Origin of the sequence: Cupriavidus gilardii (genome assembly GCF_008801915.1) — a bacterium.
GTDB classification, from domain to species: Bacteria; Pseudomonadota; Gammaproteobacteria; order Burkholderiales; family Burkholderiaceae; genus Cupriavidus; species Cupriavidus gilardii.
Genome location: NZ_VZOV01000005.1, coordinates 252,171 through 269,776, shown reverse-complemented (window position 1 = coordinate 269,776; position 17,606 = coordinate 252,171). Strand labels below are relative to the sequence as shown.

14 protein-coding genes and 1 pseudogene are annotated in these 17,606 nt (G+C 64.9%); 9 read left to right on the top strand and 6 right to left on the bottom strand.

All coding sequences use genetic code 11. From position 1 onward, the window contains the following. Positions 1–300 precede the first annotated feature (300 nt). The 3 genes and pseudogenes from F7Q96_RS09720 (at position 301) to F7Q96_RS09710 (ending at position 6,049) form a co-directional block, all read left to right on the top strand. Positions 301–1,686: pseudogene (locus F7Q96_RS09720) on the top strand (ISNCY family transposase). Between the two features lie 743 nt (positions 1,687–2,429). Further along, positions 2,430–5,156, top strand: a complete 2,727-nt coding sequence (locus F7Q96_RS09715) for a DUF6351 family protein (protein ID WP_144425949.1) — start codon at positions 2,430–2,432, stop codon at positions 5,154–5,156. Further along, positions 5,156–6,049 carry an IclR family transcriptional regulator gene (locus tag F7Q96_RS09710; RefSeq protein ID WP_144425948.1) on the top strand — a complete coding sequence of 298 codons (894 nt, stop codon included), beginning with the start codon at positions 5,156–5,158 and terminating at the stop codon, positions 6,047–6,049. The genes F7Q96_RS09715 and F7Q96_RS09710 overlap by 1 nt, the downstream gene beginning before the upstream one ends. A 6-nt stretch (positions 6,050–6,055) precedes the next feature. On the opposite strand, the gene F7Q96_RS09705 is transcribed toward F7Q96_RS09710, so the two are convergent. From F7Q96_RS09705 to F7Q96_RS09685, 5 genes are all read right to left on the bottom strand, one after another. Beyond that, a complete protein-coding gene (locus tag F7Q96_RS09705) occupies positions 6,056–6,346 on the bottom strand; it encodes a DUF1330 domain-containing protein (protein ID WP_053823888.1) in 291 nt (96 codons plus the stop codon). 153 nt (positions 6,347–6,499) lie between these two features. Continuing rightward, positions 6,500–7,297, bottom strand: coding sequence for a metallophosphoesterase family protein (locus F7Q96_RS09700; RefSeq protein ID WP_053824615.1), 798 nt, complete (start codon positions 7,295–7,297; stop codon positions 6,500–6,502). Between the two features lie 2 nt (positions 7,298–7,299). Continuing rightward, positions 7,300–8,280 (bottom strand): diacylglycerol/lipid kinase family protein, encoded by a 981-nt coding sequence (locus tag F7Q96_RS09695; protein WP_053823887.1) that lies wholly within the window; start codon positions 8,278–8,280, stop codon positions 7,300–7,302. Between the two features lie 52 nt (positions 8,281–8,332). Then, positions 8,333–8,824 carry a VOC family protein gene (locus F7Q96_RS09690; protein WP_053823886.1) on the bottom strand — a complete coding sequence of 164 codons (492 nt, stop codon included), beginning with the start codon at positions 8,822–8,824 and terminating at the stop codon, positions 8,333–8,335. A gap of 161 nt (positions 8,825–8,985) precedes the next feature. Then, positions 8,986–9,660: a glutathione S-transferase gene (locus F7Q96_RS09685; RefSeq protein ID WP_053823885.1), complete on the bottom strand. Its 675-nt coding sequence runs from the start codon at positions 9,658–9,660 to the stop codon at positions 8,986–8,988. Positions 9,661–9,848: 188 nt separating this feature from the next. Between F7Q96_RS09685 and F7Q96_RS09680 the strand changes: the two genes are divergently transcribed. Continuing rightward, a complete protein-coding gene (locus tag F7Q96_RS09680; protein ID WP_053823884.1) occupies positions 9,849–10,448 on the top strand; it encodes a TetR/AcrR family transcriptional regulator in 600 nt (199 codons plus the stop codon). Between the two features lie 124 nt (positions 10,449–10,572). Here F7Q96_RS09680 and F7Q96_RS09675 read toward each other — a convergent pair whose 3' ends face one another. Further along, on the bottom strand, positions 10,573–11,964 hold the full coding sequence (locus F7Q96_RS09675) for a sensor histidine kinase (protein ID WP_053823883.1): 1,392 nt from the start codon (positions 11,962–11,964) through the stop codon (positions 10,573–10,575). A gap of 184 nt (positions 11,965–12,148) precedes the next feature. On the opposite strand from F7Q96_RS09675, the gene F7Q96_RS09670 reads away from it, so the two are divergent. The 5 genes from F7Q96_RS09670 (at position 12,149) to F7Q96_RS09650 (ending at position 17,467) form a co-directional block, all read left to right on the top strand. After that, positions 12,149–12,589 carry a helix-turn-helix transcriptional regulator gene (locus F7Q96_RS09670; protein WP_053823882.1) on the top strand — a complete coding sequence of 147 codons (441 nt, stop codon included), beginning with the start codon at positions 12,149–12,151 and terminating at the stop codon, positions 12,587–12,589. A gap of 76 nt (positions 12,590–12,665) precedes the next feature. Next, positions 12,666–13,076, top strand: a complete 411-nt coding sequence (locus F7Q96_RS09665; RefSeq protein ID WP_053823881.1) for a VOC family protein — start codon at positions 12,666–12,668, stop codon at positions 13,074–13,076. Between the two features lie 316 nt (positions 13,077–13,392). Next, positions 13,393–14,046, top strand: a complete 654-nt coding sequence (locus F7Q96_RS09660) for a (2Fe-2S)-binding protein (RefSeq protein ID WP_212762891.1) — start codon at positions 13,393–13,395, stop codon at positions 14,044–14,046. Then, positions 14,043–15,176 carry an FAD binding domain-containing protein gene (locus F7Q96_RS09655; RefSeq protein ID WP_053823880.1) on the top strand — a complete coding sequence of 378 codons (1,134 nt, stop codon included), beginning with the start codon at positions 14,043–14,045 and terminating at the stop codon, positions 15,174–15,176. Before F7Q96_RS09660 ends, F7Q96_RS09655 begins: the two co-directional genes overlap by 4 nt. After that, positions 15,173–17,467 carry a xanthine dehydrogenase family protein molybdopterin-binding subunit gene (locus tag F7Q96_RS09650; RefSeq protein WP_053823879.1) on the top strand — a complete coding sequence of 765 codons (2,295 nt, stop codon included), beginning with the start codon at positions 15,173–15,175 and terminating at the stop codon, positions 17,465–17,467. The genes F7Q96_RS09655 and F7Q96_RS09650 overlap by 4 nt, the downstream gene beginning before the upstream one ends. Positions 17,468–17,606 lie beyond the last annotated feature (139 nt).

The following is a 17,606-nucleotide window of genomic DNA, read 5'->3' as shown; positions in this document are numbered from 1 at the left end:
CACACGGCGCTCCCGGCATAGTCGCCGGCTGTGCCGTCATCGAAACTGCCAGCCTCCGAAAGGTAAGCGCCTAGGGGCGGGTAACAAATTTATGCAAAAACGGGTAACAAATTTATGCAAATTAACGCAAAGTGCGAACGCACTCCTGTCCGCGCAATGACTTCGAATTTTACATAAGAAGTATTATCGGCGGTACAGATGTTGGCCGTTTTTTCTAATGTCGTAGATGGGATAAATTCAAATGTCGCATCTGCCTGATCCTGCCACCCTGGCGGCGTTACAGCCAAGCTGGGGATTCATATGGGCCGAGCCGACACGATCACCATGACCATGCGGGAATTGGATCGGTGCAAGGTAGTCCAGGCGGTTGTCGAAGATGGCCTGATGGTGTGGCGCGCTGCTGAGAAGCTGGGCCTATCGAGACGCCAAGTTGAGCGGTTGGTGCAGCGATATCGGCAGGACGGTCCCGGTGGCGTCGTATCCCGGCGGTTTGGCCAGCCAGGTCACCATCAATTGCCGCCCGGCCTGGAATCGCGCATACGCGGCTTGGTCCGCGATAGCTACGCCGACTTTGGTCCAACCTTGGCTTGCGAGAAGCTACGCGAGCGCCATGGCATTGAGGTCTCTGCGTCGTGCGTACGCCGAATCATGATCGACGCCGGCTTCTGGGTCCCGAGGAAGCTGCGCGCGCCCAAGGTTCACCAGCCGCGGCACCGGCGCGCCTGCCTGGGCGAGCTGATCCAGATCGATGGCAGCGACCACCGGTGGTTCGAGGACCGGGGGCCGGCCTGCACGCTGCTGGTCTACGTCGACGATGCGACCGGGCAGCTGATGCAACTGCTGTTCGTGCCAACCGAATCGACGTTCTCGTACTTTGCGGCCACGCGGGCCTATCTGGAGCGGCACGGCAAGCCGGTGGCGTTCTACAGCGACAAGGCTGGCGTGTTCCGGGTCAATGCCAAGGATGGGCCGGATGGGCGCGGCTATACGCAGTTCGGGCGGGCGCTGTTCGAGCTGAACATCGACATCCTGTGCGCCAATTCGAGCCAGGCCAAGGGGCGCGTCGAACGGATGCATGGCGTGCTGCAGGACCGGCTGGTCAAGGAGCTGCGGCTGCGCGGGATCGACACGCCTGCAGCCGCCAACGCCTACGCCCCGGCCTTCATGGCCTAGTTCAATGCGCGCTTTGCCAAGGAGCCCAGAAGCGCGTTCAATGCGCACCGGCCGGTGCGCACCGATGAGGACCTCGAGCGGATCTTTACCTGGCGCGAATGGCGCAAGGTATCGCAGAACCTGACGTTGCAGTACGACAAGGTCGTGTATCTGCTGCAGGACTGCGCGGCGCATCGCAAGCTGATTGGCCGGACCATCGAGGTGGCCGAATACCCGGATGGGCGGATCGAGTTATGGGCCGATGGGGCTGCCCTTCCCTACAGCGTGTTCGATCCGCGCGAGACGATCCGACAGGCGGACATCGTGGAGCACAAGCGACTGGGGCACGTGCTGGAGATTGCGGCGCGGGTGCAGGCGTTGCGGGAGGATCGGCAGACGGCAGGCCCGTCCAGGACGCTCAATGGGGGCGCGGCCACGGCGATGAAGCCCACGCCGGGGGCCAAGCGCAAGCGGCAGATCAATCGGCTGGATCTGGACAGGGCGATCGCGGGGTCAACCGCCCCACCCTGTTGAGACGGCGCCGAGACCGGCCAGCTTGACTGCGTTACGTCTGACCCCGAAAGAAAAAAGCACGATCGGACTGACATTTGAAAGTAGCCAGCGGTCACACCTTTGAAAACCAGCTGGACAACAGATGTCAGGCATGAATAGAAGTGTCCGCTTCAAGAGGATTAGAGATGTCCGCTGTTGCTCAATGGCTCAATGACCGACACCTGGAGCTTCTCGCCCGGCGTCCGGAGATTGCCGTGGGCGAGCCAGAATCCATTGGCGCCGATAATACGAGGCGCCATAAATTGAATAATGGCCTGACCAATTCACATCGATATCGATGATTTTCGAACGTTGAATCGGAAAACCATATCCAGAACTTGCCGTCGCAGCAGTCCAACGGATCACGCGGTATTACCGAATAATCGACACCTATATATTCGGCCGTACTGTTTTGTCGTGTCGGCGCCCCACCCCTGCGGCCAGCGACCCGGCAATCCTCCAAGCTCAAACCGACACAAGACGCCGCCCACATGCCCTAGCGGTTCCCCCGGGATCATTGAACCATGCCACGCAACATTACTCCGTTGCATGGAATATATTCCAATTTGCAATACAGGTATCGGTTCGGGTGTTCCCCCATTGAGAACTTCCCCAAGGTTTATAGACTGAGGCGTCTGATAATAACAATGCGTGATGAATATTCCGTACCACGGAATATTCGGGACTATCGGGGTCGGCTTTCACTAGAAAATGAGGAGACAACCATGGATTCGCAAAGCGCCCCGCAAACAGAGGGCAATCGATCTGTCCGACCGAAAGGCCGACGTGGAACCCGGACCGCTGTGCCATTCGCTGTCCTGGCATCGACGGCGCTGGTGCTTGCCGTTTCCGGATGCGGAGGGGACCGTGACGAGCCGGCGAAACCCGCCAAGCCGGCCATTTCGGTGAAGAGCCTGTCTTCGCCCGAGGGCCTGGTCAGTGGCGACGACACGCTGATCGAACTTACCCAAGCCGATGGCGGCACGATCGGCGACGCGAAGGTGAAACTGAACGGCGTCGATGTCACGGCGAGCTTCAAGCAGGATGCCGGCAGAAAATCGATGCTGGGGCTGGTGTCCGGGCTGAAGCAGGGCGAGAACAAGATCGAGGTCACCGATGCGGCCGCCGATGCGAAAGTGCGCGGTTCCTTGACGCTGACTGCCTTCCCGATACAGGGGCCGATTCTCTACGCGCCTCAGGAAGGCAGCTTCCACTGCCAGACGGACACGTTCGCCGTCTATCCGGGCGGCCCGACGCTCACATCCGGTCCGAATACCGATCCCAATTGCGCTGCCCCGACCCGGGTCGATTGGGTCTATCACGATGCGACAAAGTCTGGAACCGCGGTCTGGCAGCCGTACGACCCGGCGAATCCGCCCGCCAATGTAGAGACAACCACGCTGCTCGATGGCCGAACCGTACCCTACATCGTCCGACTGGAAACCGGCGTCATCAATCGAGGCATATACCAGATCGCCGTGCTGGGAGATCCGGTGAAAAATCCGAATCCCAGCGCGTTGAATCCGCCCGGTAATTTCAACGGGCGGCTGGTCTACCCGTTCGGGCAGAGTTGCGGTGGCGGCTGGTACGTTCAGGGTAGATCGATGGGTCCGGTGGGAGGCTCGAGCAATTCCGCCAATGGCGCAGCCGGGGATTTCAACGCCTTGAACGACTTGCCGCTCAGCAAGGGTTTCGCGGTAGCCAATTCCACGCTGAATTATTTCGGCCAGAACTGCAACCACATCATCTCGGCCGAGACCATGATGATGGTCAAGGAGCGATTCATCGAGGCAAACGGGCCGGTGTTGTACACGATGGGCTGGGGTTCCTCCGGATCTGCCATGCAACAGAGCATGATTGCCGACACCTATCCAGGACTGCTGGATGGCATCGTGATGTTGGCCGGCTTTCCGGATAACGGCGGCCCCCAAAGCATGGAGGGCCGTCTCTTCTACAACTTCCAGCTCAATCATACGAAAGGCGGGACGACGCAGAACGGCACTTACTCCCCTGTTCCCAACAGTCCTTACGATCCGACTTACGACAACGCCACCGCCGCGGCCAGAGCCGCGGATCCGACGCTGCTGAACTGGACCAACGCGGAGATTGCCGCAGCCTCCGGTTATGGCACCTATCACAGCGTTCGCCAGCAAGCCAGCTTCTGGGCCGCGCGAACCGACTCGGTGCTGAGGCCGGCCAACCAGGGCGATCGCGACAACGTGATGGGCGGTGCCGGAAACAGTTCCGTGTTCAATGCGGTCATCGGCAATGCGGAGAAGTACAGCCCCGCCAACGTGGTCACCAGCGCTCCCATGGGCGTCCTGCCAGCGCCCCCTGTCAGTCTGCTGCCACCCAACCCCACCGGGCTTCGGCCTAACGTGAACGATCACAACAAGAATATTCTTGGCGTCGATCCTTCGACCGGATTCGCACGATCGTTCACCGGCAACGTCGGCGTACAGTACGGGCTAAATGCACTGAACACCGGCCTGATCTCCATGGCTCAGTTCATCGACCTCAACCGCAAGATCGGCGGCCAGGACATCGACGGCAATCTGCGTACGGAGCGCATGCGCGCGGACCCCGAGGCGCTCAAGCGCGCCTATCAAACGGGAATGATCATGTATGGCGGCGCCGGGCTTCGCAGCACCGCCATCCTGAACCTCGATGGCTTGAACAACGAGTTCACGGGCGCTGGTGACATGCATCTGAAGTTCTTCCACTTCATTGTCCGCGCTCGCATCGCGGCGGCGACGGGCCAGTTCGCGAACCATGTCATGTGGACGGGAACGGCCAATGTCGGCAGCTTCGCGCATGATCCGAATGCACACCACACGATGCCCGTCCAGGCTCCGCGCCCGGCTCACACCGGGCGGTCGTTGCCGGCGATGCAGAAGGCGTTTTTCGGCATGGACCGATGGCTGACGGCGGTAGTCAGCGACCGCAATGCCGATTCGCGCGCAGCAAAAGTCGTTCGAAACAAGCCGGCGGACATCGTCGACGGCTGCTTCGGTGCCACTACGGCTGGCGCGGCCGATGACTTTATCGCGGAGCCGCAGCAATTTGGCGGTTTCAGTACCGTGTTCCGCAAAGGCAATGGCAGCATTTCGCCGGCCGGAATCGTCGAGGTCAGCGAAACGCCGTCGCGCTGCAATTCGATGTTCCCTGCTTCCTCGTATCCGCGCTTCGAGGCCGGCGAACCGATCCATGCCCGCACCATGCAATGCCAGCTCAAGGCCGTGTCGGTCAGCGACTACGCGGGTTACGCGGAGCGCAATCCGTCGTGGACCGGCTCGCAGCGCGAAGCCGATCTGGCGGCGCTGCGCGCGGTGTTTCCCGGCGGGGTCTGCGACTACAGCAAGCCGGGGGAGCAGGAGCAACCGCTGGCAGGGACATGGATCCGGATCACGCCTGACAACGGGATGGTGATCGGGCATCCGCTCGCGCCGTGATGTTGGGGCGCGGCGGCGCCGGATCGCACCGCCGCGTCGCTGCATTTCCCATCGGCAATGATCTGGAGGAGTGGATGGGCCGCAGACGAATCGATCCAGCCGCCGCAAGCGATCCCGCGGCGGATCCGCGCTTCGTGACCGCGCTGGCACGCGGGCTGGAATTGCTGCGATGCTACCGGCCCACCGACCGCTGGCTCGCTCACCAGGAACTGGCTCGTCGAACCGGGCTGCCGTCCGCCACGGTCTCACGCCTGACATTCACCTTGTCGGCTGCCGGATATCTGAAACATCGCCCTTCCACTGGCGAGTACGCCTTGGCGCCAGGCGTCTTGTCGTTGGGCTTCAGCATGCTGACCAACTTCGACATCGGGCGTTTGGCTCGTCCCTACATGGAGGCGCTCGCGGAACACACGCAGTCGGCGATCTCGCTCGGGGTCAGACACGAAGCCTCGATGGTTTATGTCGCGCACTGCCGCGGCACGGCAAGGCTGATCCTGGGGCTCGACGTCGGCACGCGAATCCCGCTGGCGGTCACGGCGATGGGCCGGGCGATGTGGTCGGCCTCTACGGCAGGCATGCGCGAGATGATCAGCCGGCGGCTGCGAGCAGCCCAGCCGGCCGAATGGCCCGCGTTGCTCGATGGCCTGAAACGCGCAGAACGCCAGGTCGCGGAGCGTGGCTATACCAGTTCGGAGTCCGAGTGGGAACGGGAGATCGCTGCCGTCGGTGTTGCCATCGACCTCGGAGACGGCCGGGAACCATTGGCGCTGACCGTCGGCGGCCCCTCCTCCCGTCTGCATGGCACTCTACTACATGACGACTTCGCGCCCGCGCTGATGAACACCGCATGTGCGATCGTCGCTTCCATCCAGGCCGCCGAGTGGGAGGACTAACGGACGTCATTCGTATCCTTCAATGACGACGAGATCCGCCTGGGAATACGGTGTTCGCAGCGCAATCAATGCCTGATATTCCGGGGATTCGTAGCACTCCAGCGCGCGCTGGTAGCTGTCGAATTCGAGCACGACCACGCGCGATCGAGGTTGGCCCTCGACGACGGTCTTTTGTCCATTCCGGACCAGAAAACGGGCGCCGAATTTCTCGAATACCGTCTTGTTTGCAGCGATGTACTGTTGATAGCCTTCCATATCGGCGATATCGACCATCGCCACCCAATAACCCTTGGCCATACCTTCCTCCGAGTTTGAATTGTCGCGTCAGGCCGCGCGCCACCGCTGCCGGCGGAGCCGCCGCACGGGCTTCCCGATCAGTCTATGCCGAGTCTCGGAAAAGAACAGGCACCTGGGCGCCGCGAGAGGGTGCCCTGCCGTTTCGCCGGCTCGCTAGCGGCTCAGTGCCAGCACCATGCTTTGCACGGCGGCGAAGGCCTTGTCGCGCCGGTCATAATCCCAGCGCTGAACGGCGCAGCCGACGTGCCCATCGTCGACGTGGTACTCGATCACGTTCACCGAATTCGGGATGGATCCGCGGACCCGGTGCGATACCGCGGTTCCCGCTTGCACCGCCCAGGCACGGCGGCCCGAATTGGCGAGCAGCGGCGCCACATACGGAAGGTGTACATGCCCTCCCAGCACGATGTCCATGCCGGCATCCACCCATGCCGGTACGGCCGCTTCGCGGCCGATCAGCAGATTTCGCGTATCCGACTCGACGACCGCGCGCACCGGTTGATGGACAACGACGATACGTAGCTGGTGCGGGTGGGCTTGGCGCAGCTGCTGGCAAACGCGGTCGATCTGCTCGCGCGACACCTCGCCGTTCTTGTGTCGCGATGGCCGGGTCGTGTTCACGCCGATGGCAAGAACGCGTTCATTGCTGAAGACCGGCTCCAGCACCATACCGAGCGCTCGCTTGTAGCCGCCGTACGGATTCAGCATCCGAGCCGCCACGTTGAAGAGCGGAATATCGTGATTGCCCGGGATGACCAGCGTCGGCAGCCCCAGCCTGCAGAGAAACGCGCGCGCCGCCGCGAATTGGCCCGTTCTCGCCCTCTGCGTGATATCGCCCGACAGCACGACGACCTCTGGCATCAACTCGCGCGCCAGCGACAGCACGGCCTCCACGACCGGCGCTTGCTCGGTACCAAAATGCGTGTCGGACAGGTGCAGGACGCGAGCCACGCTCATGAGCGATCCAACCGGCTTGTGTCCCGCGGCACCAGCAATTGCAAACGCTTCGGCGATACCGAAAAGTGCAAGGGCGTGCGAGCCCAGTGGATCTCGCCGTCCATCGCCACCTTGATGCGCCGGCGCCCGCGCACGCGCACCGTCAGCGATTCAAAGCTGAAGCTGATGACTCTGGAGGTATCGCCCAGCCGGCCGATCGCACCCATCAGCAGCAATCCATACAACGCCAGCGTGCCGACTGGTTTCGCAATCATGGCGACAAGGCGATTGTCTTCCAGGTGGACAACCTCGGGAATGCCGACCTGCTCCAGCTGCAGGCTGTTGTTGCCGACCACCAGCGTCGGCGTTCGCATTACCTGGTGTTGGCCGTGGGACAGCAGGTCCAGCGTCAGCTGCGCCGGCGCGCGCGCCAGTGTGACGAGCGCCGACAGCAGCGCGACCCAGCGGCGCCGACCGAGCATTTTCTTGTAGACCTCGCGGTCTTCCAGCAGTTGTGGATACAGCCCCAGACTGGCATTGACCAGGAATGGCCGGCCGTCGAGCAGGCCGACCTGTACCGGTTCGATGCGGGCGTCCAGCACGCTGGCCAAGGCCTCGTCGGTTTCCCCCGAGATGCCGTAGGTGCGGCCGAAGTAATTGAACGTGCCGCGAGGCAGGATGCCGAAAGGCAGCCCCGTCGGCAACACGGCTGCGGCCACCGCGTTCAAGGTACCGTCGCCGCCCGCGGCGACCACGATGCCGCTCTCCTGCCTGGCACGTTCGACCGCGATCTGGGCGAACTGCGGCAACTGTTTGGGCCGGTCCACTGCGAAGATGGTATAGGCGCGCCCTGCTTCGCTCAGTCGCTGCTCGATCCTGGCGCGCGTCTCGATCGCGTCGCCGCTGCCGGAGCCGCCATTGAATACGACGAACAATGGCTCATTGCCAGTCAGGCGGGCAACGGATTCGGTCAGCGGCGAAGCGTCGGCGTTCGGCATGGTCAAAAGATGCGGGCAGGCAGTGTCGCGGCCCGAGTCCGGTCCTTTGACATCAAGCGTCAGACCGGCCGAGCCGTGCCGCCTCGATCGCCGCGATGTCGATCTTCTTCATCGTCATCATCGCATCGAATACGCGCTTGGCCGCCGCACGATCCGGGCCGGTGACCGCGTCAGTCAGGGCGCGCGGGCTGATCTGCCATGACAATCCCCACCGGTCCCTGCACCAGCCGCATTCGATTTCCTGTCCGCCATTGCCGACGATCGCGTTCCACAAGCGGTCGGTTTCGGCCTGGTCGTCGGTAGAAATCAGAAACGAGAAGGCCTCGTTGTGTTTGACCTGCGGGCCTCCGTTCAGTCCGACGCAAGGAATGCCGATCACCGTGAATTCGACCATCAGAACATCACCCTCCTTCCCGGACGGATAATCGCCCGGCGCCCTGTGGATGGCGCCGACCGCGCTGTCGGGAAAGGTTTGGGCATAGAAGGTAGCGGCATCGAGCGCGTCGTTGTCGTACCACAAGCAGATCGTGTTCTTGCTGAGCATGTCGTGTCTCCTGGAGCGTCAAGAATCCGCCATCCGACGCTGCGTTCGCGGCGGCCGCTGTCCACATTGGTGGGCCGGTCTATCGGATGGAACGGATGCCGTTGTCGGGCCCTGCCACTGTCGCACACTCTCGCGACAGGAGCGAGGCCAGCGCTCCACCATCACGGCTGCGATCTTCGAGCCGATGCGCGGGACAGCGCCGAGAACACCGGCTGGCTGCCGACCGTTGGGCGCTGCAGCATTCTCGCGTACCAGGCTCGCAATGCCTCGCACTCGGCAGGCACCGGCAGCTTGACCAGGGCGGCAAAAATCAATCCCCCGATCACCGCGATATCCGCCATCGAGAAGGCCTCGCCAGCGACATACGGCTGCCGTTTCAGGACCGAGTCGAAATAGTGCATGCCCTTCACTGCCTTGTCGCGCTGGCGCAAGCCCCATTCCGCGTTTTGATAGATTTCGACATCCGGCCCCAAGCCCGGGGTGGCGTGATGGAAATAGACACTGATGGCATCCAGCAATTCCAGTTCGGCGCGTTTGTTCATCATGTGGATGATGCCTTTTTCGCGCGCCGTCCGGCCGGTCAGAGTCGGTTGGCCATCGACTGCGTCCAGATATTCGGTGATGGCCGTACATTCCGCTATGCACGTGCCATCGCCAAGCTCCAGTACCGGCAGTGTGCCTGAGTAATTCCTGGTGGCAATGAACTCCGGCCTTTTGTGCTCGCCCTGGTAAAGATCGACCATCACGAATTCGACACGCGACTGAAGGTTCTTTTCGGCCAAGGCAATGCGAACGCGCGTTGGATAAGGCCCAGTCGGGAAATCGTAGATCCGCATCGGGGATATCGTTGCGGCGGTGGTACTGCCGGGATGGGAAGTCACGATTGCCGTTCTCCAAAATGAATCGCATGTCGGATGGAGGATGCGTTGACCCTCCGCAGTCTATCTACCTAACGATCGTTAGGTTCGACAATAGAAGGTACAATGCGGCACGTCAAGAACGTGCGGATGGAGAGAGGCAAACCATGACAAGGCACACGAGCGCGAGCGGGACCGCTGGCCCGTCCCCTGGCTCCAGGGAGCGGATCCTGACCGCGGCCACTCACATCGCGCAGGCGCACGGCTACGGCGGCTTGAATTTTCGGGATCTCGCGGAGGCGGTGGGCATCAAGGCCGCCAGCATCTACCACCATTTCGATGGCAAGGCCGATCTTGGCGCGGCCGTAGCGCGGCGGTATTGGCAGGGCACAGCGGACGCTCTTGAAGAACTGCTGGCAAAATCGCCGGATCCGCTATCGAGCCTGCATCGCTATCCCGAGTTGTTTCGCAAGGCGCTCGAAAGCGGCAATCGCATTTGCCTATGCAGCTTCATGGCCGCGGAAACGGATGACCTGCCGGAAGTGGTGAAGGCCGAGGTCAAGGCCTTTCAAGACGTGAACATTGCCTGGCTGACCAAGGTGTTGTCGGCAGCGGCCGTAGTGGATCCGGCTCAGAGCGGCCAGCGGGCACGCGCCATCTTTGCCGCCATTGCGGGCGCTCAACTCGTTGCAAGAAGCCATGCCGACATTGCTGTGTACGACGCGTTGGTCGACAGTTTTCGAAGCGCTGGTCTTCTACCGGCATAGCGTCTTTTCTGCTGGCTGAACGAATCGGGCCGCACCCATTTGCACAGCCCGTTTCATCGCACATCCGGCCCATGGAAGGCTGGCGATACGTGTTCGGCTACCTCTGCCAGCACCTCGTGCACGGTCACCCGGTGGCGGCCGTGGCCGGATTCGCCGCGGGCGGTGCGGTTCGCAGCGGCAATACCACCTTCGCGACGAGCCCCGGCCGGCCATCCGCGCGCCCCGTCAGTTCGACGCGGCCGCCCAGGTTCGCTGCAATCGTCTGCACGATGGCGAGTCCGAGTCCACTACCCTCTTCGTCGGTCGCCCCGCCGCGATAGAAACGCTCGAATACCCGCAGGCGAGCAGTCTCCGGGATGCCCGGCCCGCTGTCTGCCACTTCGATCACGACATTGCCGCTGCCACCGCCACCGCCACCGCCACCGCCTTCGCCGCGGCGCACGCTAAGGTCTACCCGCCCTCCCCGGCCGCCATACCGGATGGCATTGTCCGCCAGGTTCTTGATCAGCATGCGCAGATCCGTCTCCGTGGCGGCGAGCCGCACGTCGTCCAGCCGCTCCACGCCCAGGTCGACGCCGCGGTCAATGGCGAGCGGCAGCAGGTCGGTCACGACATCGGTGACGACAGCGGCCACCGCCACGTTGTCCAGCGCCCGCGGCGTGCCGATTTCCGCGCGCGCCAGTTCGAGCAGCCGGGTGATCAAGGCCCCGGTGCGCCGGATGCCGCGGCGCAGTTCTTCGAGTTGCTGGTCGATGTTGCCGCGCGGCGCCTGCATTAGATTCTCGACCTGCAGCTGGAGGGCCGTCAGCGGCGACCGCAATTCATGCGCGGCGTTCGCGATAAAGGTGCGCTCCGTGTCGATCAGGCCGGACAGCCGGACCATCATGCGGTTGACCGACTCCAGAAAGGGCCGCAGCTCCTCCGGCGCGGTGCCGATATCGATCGGCTCCAGGTGATTGAGGTCGGCCTGCGCGACGCGCTCGCCGATCACGCTCAACGGCCGCAGCGCGTCCCTGACGCTGACGCGGATCGCCCATATCAGCACCGGCAACAACAGCACCACGGGAACCGCGGCCCATGCCGCCACCCGCCGCGCATTGGCCGCGCGAACGGCACGCTGCTGGGCAATCTGCATGTAGGCATCGCCGGCCTGCATCGCAAACACGTCCCAGACGATTCCGCCGGCCTCCACGTCGGAGAAGCCCAGCGGCGCCCGCGGCAGCAGTACCCACGGCGCGCTGCTGTGCCCGGGGCGGACGCTATCCTCCGGCCCCCAGGTCTGCACCAGGACAGGCGGCGCCGCCGACGGCCCGCCGTGGGGCGGTGCCGGCATGACCGGCGGCGCCGCGCGGATCGCTGCAGCGGCGTGCCGCAAGTCGTCGTTGAACTCGCTGGCCAGCTGGCGGACCACGATCCACGCGCCCAGCGCGCCCAGAAATCCGACAAGGAGCGCCAGGCCGCCGAGCGACAGGCTCAGACGGCGGTGCAGCGATCCGACGGCAGCGGTCTTGGCCATATCCGACTCCGGTCCGGTTCACGGCCGCAGTGTCGGCGATCGGCTCTCCGATGCCAATCGGGTTGGCCCCGCGCATTGCGCCAGAGCGGGCGCAATCTCGGGCCTGAAAGCGGCCCTGAAGGCGGATCCGATGTGTTTGAGCCTCGAGGTTGAGCCCCGGCGTTGCGCATGGCACGATACCGCGATGCCCGCCGCCGCCCCCGATACCACGCTCCGAGACCTCGCACGCCTGCGCCGCGTTCGCGACCGCATCGACCGCGACTACGCGAAACCGCTCGATGTCGAGGCGCTTGCCCGGGGCGTCCACATGTCGGCCGGCCATCTCAGCCGCCAGTTCCGACAGGCGTACGGCGAGTCGGTCTACTCCTACCTGATGACCCGGCGTATCGAGCGCGCGATGGCGCTGCTGCGCCGCGGCGACCTGAGCGTGACTGAGGTCTGCTTCGAGGTCGGATGCTCGTCGCTGGGCACGTTCAGCACGCGGTTCAGCGAACTGGTCGGTGTCTCCCCCAGCGTTTACCGGCGCGACTGGGCCGGCGAAGCCGAGGGCATTCCGGCCTGCGTCGCCCGGCAGGTGACGCGACCGATCAGGAATCGAGAAGCGACGGAAAAAGAGCCCGTCTAGACTGGCTCACATGGCTTCGAGCCCACGCCGCGACGGCGCGGCCGACGCCTGTCCTCAAACACCATGGAGCCTGATCTTGGACATCACCATCCACTCGACCTTCCTGCCCCACACCGACCCGGAGGTCTCGCTGGCCTTCTATCGCGACGCCCTGGACTTCGAGGTGCGCAAGGATGTCGCCTTCGGCGGCCATCGCTGGATCACCGTCGGTCCGAAGGGCAAGCCCGACACCGCCATCGTGCTGTACCCGCCCAATGCCACGCCCGGCGTCACCGACGACGAGAAGCGCACCATCGCCGAGATGATGGCCAAGGGCACCTTTGCGATGCTGCTGCTCGGTGCCGCGGACCTCGATGCGGTGTTCCAGCGTTTGCAGCAGTGGGACGCGGAGATCGTCCAGGAGCCGACAGACCAGCCCTATGGGGTACGCGACTTCGGTGCAAGAGACCCGGCCGGCAACATGATCCGGATCCAGCAGTTGAAGTGAGGTCGAATGGGCCGCGCATCCTGATTGCTGGATGACTCGCCGCCCCCCGGGCACCGCCCTCCTCCGGCGACCTTGCTTCGGCGCCTGACGTTTTTACCAACGGCGACGCGTCAAGATTGCATCGCCACGCCATATCGATCGCCCCACGGAAGCGGCCCCCGGATGTAGCGCGACGCACGTTTGCGCCGATTCGGGTGCCGGTCCGGCGGCTTGTCGCCATTGTCCCTGCCTTCCGCCGCATTGGCGCAGCCCTTGCGTGGCCGCCCAGAGTGCTCCGCCTTGTCGGGGCCCTGATGGCGACACACGGAGGACCGACATGCTGGCACCCGAGCCCAAACCGATCACCCGCTCCCCGCAGAACGAGCCCCGCCCGGTGCCCTCGCGGCTGCCGGTACGTCTTCGCATCAATGGCGCCGATTACACGTTGCACGTCGAGCCCTGGGTCACGCTGCTGGACCTGCTGCGCGAGCAGTTGGACCTGACCGGCACCAAGAAGGGCTGTGATCATGGCCAGTGCGGCGCCTGCACGATTCTTGCGGACGGGCGCCGCATCAATGCCTGCCTGGCGCTGGCGGTCGCCTACGACCAGGCCGACATCACGACCGTCGAAGGACTCGCCCGGCTTGCCGGCGACGGGGGCGCGCTGCATCCGTTGCAGCAGGCCTTCATCGAATGCGATGCGTTTCAATGCGGCTATTGCACGCCGGGCCAGCTCTGCTCGGCCGCGGGATTGCTGAACGAAACCCCGCCGCGCAACGTGCCGGAGATCCGCGAGCGCATGAGCGGCAATCTGTGCCGCTGCGGCGCCTATCCGCAGATCGTCGAGGCGGTGTCCCGGGTGGTGCTGAACGGCCGCGCACGGGATGAAGGCGCACGCCAAACGGAAAACGCAGGCGAAACCGCCGGCGAAACCGCCGGGATTCCTGCCGGCGCAACGCCGTCATCGGCAACACCGGAGCAGACGCCATGAACCCGTTTCGCTATGAACGCGCCGACACCATGCCGGTGGCGCTGGCGCTGATCCATGAGGCGGCCGAGCGCGCGTCGGGCAATGCGTCCGCACGCTGCCTGGCGGGCGGCACCAATCTGGTCGATCTGATGAAGGTCGACGTGATGCGCCCTGCCACGCTGGTCGACCTGGGCCTGCTGCCGCTGGCCGAGATCGAGGCACAGCCCGACGGCAGCCTGCACCTGGGCGCGATGGCCCGCAATGCGGACACCGCGGAGCATCCGCTGGTGCGCGAGCGCTATCCGCTGCTGCGCGCCGCCATCCTGGCCGGAGCCTCGCCGCAGATCCGCAATATGGCGACCAACGGCGGCAACCTGCTGCAGCGCACGCGCTGCTACTACTTCTACGATGCCGGCGTGCCGTGCAACAAGCGCGCGCCGGGCACCGGTTGTCCGGCCGCGAGCGGGCTGGCCCGCCAGCACGCGATCCTCGGCGCCAGCGAGCACTGCATTGCGACCCACCCATCGGATATGTGCGTGGCGCTGGCGGCGTTGGATGCGACCGTCCATGTCGAATCGGTCAGCGGCACGCGCGAGATTCCGTTCAGCGAATTCCATCGCCTGCCCGGCGATCGGCCGGACATCGATACCACGCTGGCGCCCGACGAGATCATCACGCATCTGTCGCTGCCGCCGGCCGAAGCCTTCTCCGCGCACAGTTGCTATCTGAAGGTCCGCGAGCGCGCCTCGTACGCCTTTGCGCTGGTGTCGGTGGCGGCGGCTCTCGATCTGGAGGCCGACGGCCGCATCCGCGCCGCCCGGCTCGCACTGGGCGGCGTCGCCCACAAGCCCTGGCGCGACACCGAGGCCGAGGGCTTGCTGGTCGGCAGGCCGGCGGACGCCGAAGCGTTCGCCGAGGCGGCCCGCTTCGTGCTGCGCGATGCGCGAGCCTGGGGCGGTCCGGCGCTGCCGGAAAGCTGGGCGGCTAGCCCACCCGACGGCGGCCCCAACAACGGCCCCAACAGCGGCCCAAATAACGGCTTCAAGATTCCACTGGCCGAGCGCGCGATCGTGCGCGCGCTGGAAATGGCGGCCGCCGGCATCCTGACCAACACCGGTCAGGACGCATACCGCGAGGAGGCGCTGGCATGACCAAGACCGTGCTCGAACCGATCGACGAAAATCAGCAGCCAGTGGCGTTGCCCGGCTCCGGCCAATCGGGGATCGGCACGCCGACGCCCCGCATCGACGGCGTCGCCAAGGTCACCGGCCACGCTCGCTATGCGGCCGAGCATCCCGCGCCGGATCTGGCCTATGGCGTGGTGGTCAACAGCACCGTTGCGCGCGGCCGCATCGTGTCGATCGACGCAAGCCAGGCGCTGGCAGTGCCCGGGGTGATCGACGTGATCACGCACCAGAACCGTCCCAAGGTCCGTTCGCTGCGGCTGTTCTACAAGGACATGACGGCGCCGGCCGGCTCGCCGTTCCGGCCGTTGTACGACGACGAGATCCACTACAGCGGCCAGCCGGTCGCGCTGGTGGTGGCGGAGACCTTCGAGCTGGCGCGCTACGCCGCGATGCTGGTCCAGGTCCAGTACGAGGCCGCGTCGCACGAAACGAACCTGCTGGCCAACTTGCAGCACAGCCACGAGCCGTCCTCGCTGAAGGCCGGCTATTCGCCGACGCCGAAGCCAAAGGGCGACGCCGATGCGGCCTTCGAGGCCGCGCCGGTCAAGATCGATGCCGAGTACTACGCCGGCGTCGAGCACCACAATCCGATGGAGATGCATGCCAGCACCGTGATACGCGACAGCCGCGGCCATCTGTTGATCCACGACAAGACCCAGGGCTCGCAGAACTGCCGGTGGATGGTGTCGCGCGTGTTCGGCCTGCCCAAGCGCAAGGTGGTGGTGCGCAACCAGTTCGTCGGCGGGGCTTTCGGCTCGGGGCTGCGGCCCCAGTACCCGCTGCTGATGGCGGTCATGGGCGCGCTGAAGCTGCAGCGCTCGGTGCGCGTGGTGCTGACCCGCCAGCAGATGTTCACCTTCGGCCATCGTCCGGAAACGTGGCAACGCGTACGGCTCGCCGCGGACACCGAGGGCCGGCTGAAAGCCGTGATCCACGAGGTCGCCGCGGAGACGTCGCGGCATGAGGACTACGTCGAGGTCGTCGCGAACTGGTCCGGACAGCTCTACGCCAGCGAAAACGTCCGCCTCGAATACCGGCTGGTGGATCTCGATCACTACACGCCGATGGACATGCGCGCACCGGGCGCCGCCCACGGCGTGCATGCGCTGGAAGTGGCGATGGACGAGCTGTCGTACGCGGCCGGCATCGACCCGCTGGCGCTGCGGCTGGCCAACTACGCCGAGCGCGACGGCAACAAGGGCCTGCCCTTCTCGACCAAGTCGTTGCGCCAATGCTATGACGAGGGTGCCCGGCGCTTCGGCTGGAACGAGCGCCCGCTGCAGCCGCGCTCGATGCGGGACGGCCACGAGTTGATCGGCTGGGGCATGGCCACGGGCACGTGGGACGCGATGCAGATGGCCGCACGCGCCAGCGCGACGCTGCATGCCGACGGCCTGCTGGAGGTCGCCAGCGCGGCCAGCGACATCGGCACCGGCACCTATACCGTGATGACGCAGATCGCGGCCTCCGCGATGGGCCTGCCGCTGGAACGGGTGGTGTTCCGCCTCGGCGATTCCGAATTGCCGTTCGCGCCGATCGAGGGCGGCTCCTCGCATGTGGCGACCGTCGGCTCCGCCGTCGATGGGGCCTGCGAACGCCTGCAACGCCAGCTGTGGCGCCTGGCCCGAGGGCTGCGCGACAGCCGCTTCCAGGGCTGCGGCTTCGAACAGGTGGCATTCCGTGACGGCATGATCTGCCTGCGCGCCGATCCCGCCGTCGCGATGCCGCTGACCGATGTGCTGTCGGCCCACGGCAAGGACAAGTTGGGCGTGCGCTATCTGCTGGTCCCCAATCTCGCGGAACAGAAGAAGACGGTGCGCGCGGTCCATTCCGCGGTGTTCTGCGAGGTACGCGTCGACGAGGCGCTGGGGCTGGTGCGGGTGATGCGCGTGGTCAGCGCGGTGGCCGCCGGCCGCATCGTCAATCCGCTGACCGCCCGCAGCCAGGTGATCGGCGGCGTGGTCTGGGGCATCAGCCAGGCGCTGCACGAGGAAACCCATGCCGACCACGCGCTGGGCCGCTTCATGAACCACGACATCGCCGAGTACCACGTCGCGGCCAACGCCGACATCCGCGATATCGACGTGGTCTTCATCGAGGAGGACGACCGCATCGTCAGCCGCATCGGGGCCAAGGGCGTCGGCGAGATCGGCATCGTCGGCGTCGCGGCCGCGATCAGCAACGCGATCTTCCATGCGACCGGCAGGCGCCTGCGGACGACGCCGATGACGCCGGACAAGGTGATGGCGCGGTAGGTCGGCCCCCGGCACAGCCCGTTCGTTGCGCATATGCGCTCGCCGCATATGCGCATGCCAATTTGCAGCTTCGCTCCCGTCTCGCCCGTCCCTACAATGGGCCGGCATGTTCCCCGGCGCAGCCGCGCCGCCGCGGAAC

Excerpts from the sequence above, each read along its gene's own strand:
- F7Q96_RS09655 (WP_053823880.1), top strand. The coding sequence starts at position 14,043 with ATGAACCCGTTTCGCTATGAACGCGCCGACACCATGCCGGTGGCGCTG.
- F7Q96_RS09695 (WP_053823887.1), bottom strand. The coding sequence starts at position 8,280 with ATGCCGAACGCCGACGCTTCGCCGCTGACCGAATCCGTTGCCCGCCTG.
- F7Q96_RS09660 (WP_212762891.1), top strand. The coding sequence starts at position 13,393 with ATGCTGGCACCCGAGCCCAAACCGATCACCCGCTCCCCGCAGAACGAG.
- F7Q96_RS09650 (WP_053823879.1), top strand. The coding sequence starts at position 15,173 with ATGACCAAGACCGTGCTCGAACCGATCGACGAAAATCAGCAGCCAGTG.
- F7Q96_RS09705 (WP_053823888.1), bottom strand. The coding sequence starts at position 6,346 with ATGGCCAAGGGTTATTGGGTGGCGATGGTCGATATCGCCGATATGGAA.
- F7Q96_RS09670 (WP_053823882.1), top strand. The coding sequence starts at position 12,149 with ATGCCCGCCGCCGCCCCCGATACCACGCTCCGAGACCTCGCACGCCTG.
- F7Q96_RS09680 (WP_053823884.1), top strand. The coding sequence starts at position 9,849 with ATGACAAGGCACACGAGCGCGAGCGGGACCGCTGGCCCGTCCCCTGGC.
- F7Q96_RS09685 (WP_053823885.1), bottom strand. The coding sequence starts at position 9,660 with ATGCGGATCTACGATTTCCCGACTGGGCCTTATCCAACGCGCGTTCGC.
- F7Q96_RS09690 (WP_053823886.1), bottom strand. The coding sequence starts at position 8,824 with ATGCTCAGCAAGAACACGATCTGCTTGTGGTACGACAACGACGCGCTC.
- F7Q96_RS09715 (WP_144425949.1), top strand. The coding sequence starts at position 2,430 with ATGGATTCGCAAAGCGCCCCGCAAACAGAGGGCAATCGATCTGTCCGA.
- F7Q96_RS09675 (WP_053823883.1), bottom strand. The coding sequence starts at position 11,964 with ATGGCCAAGACCGCTGCCGTCGGATCGCTGCACCGCCGTCTGAGCCTG.
- F7Q96_RS09710 (WP_144425948.1), top strand. The coding sequence starts at position 5,156 with ATGTTGGGGCGCGGCGGCGCCGGATCGCACCGCCGCGTCGCTGCATTT.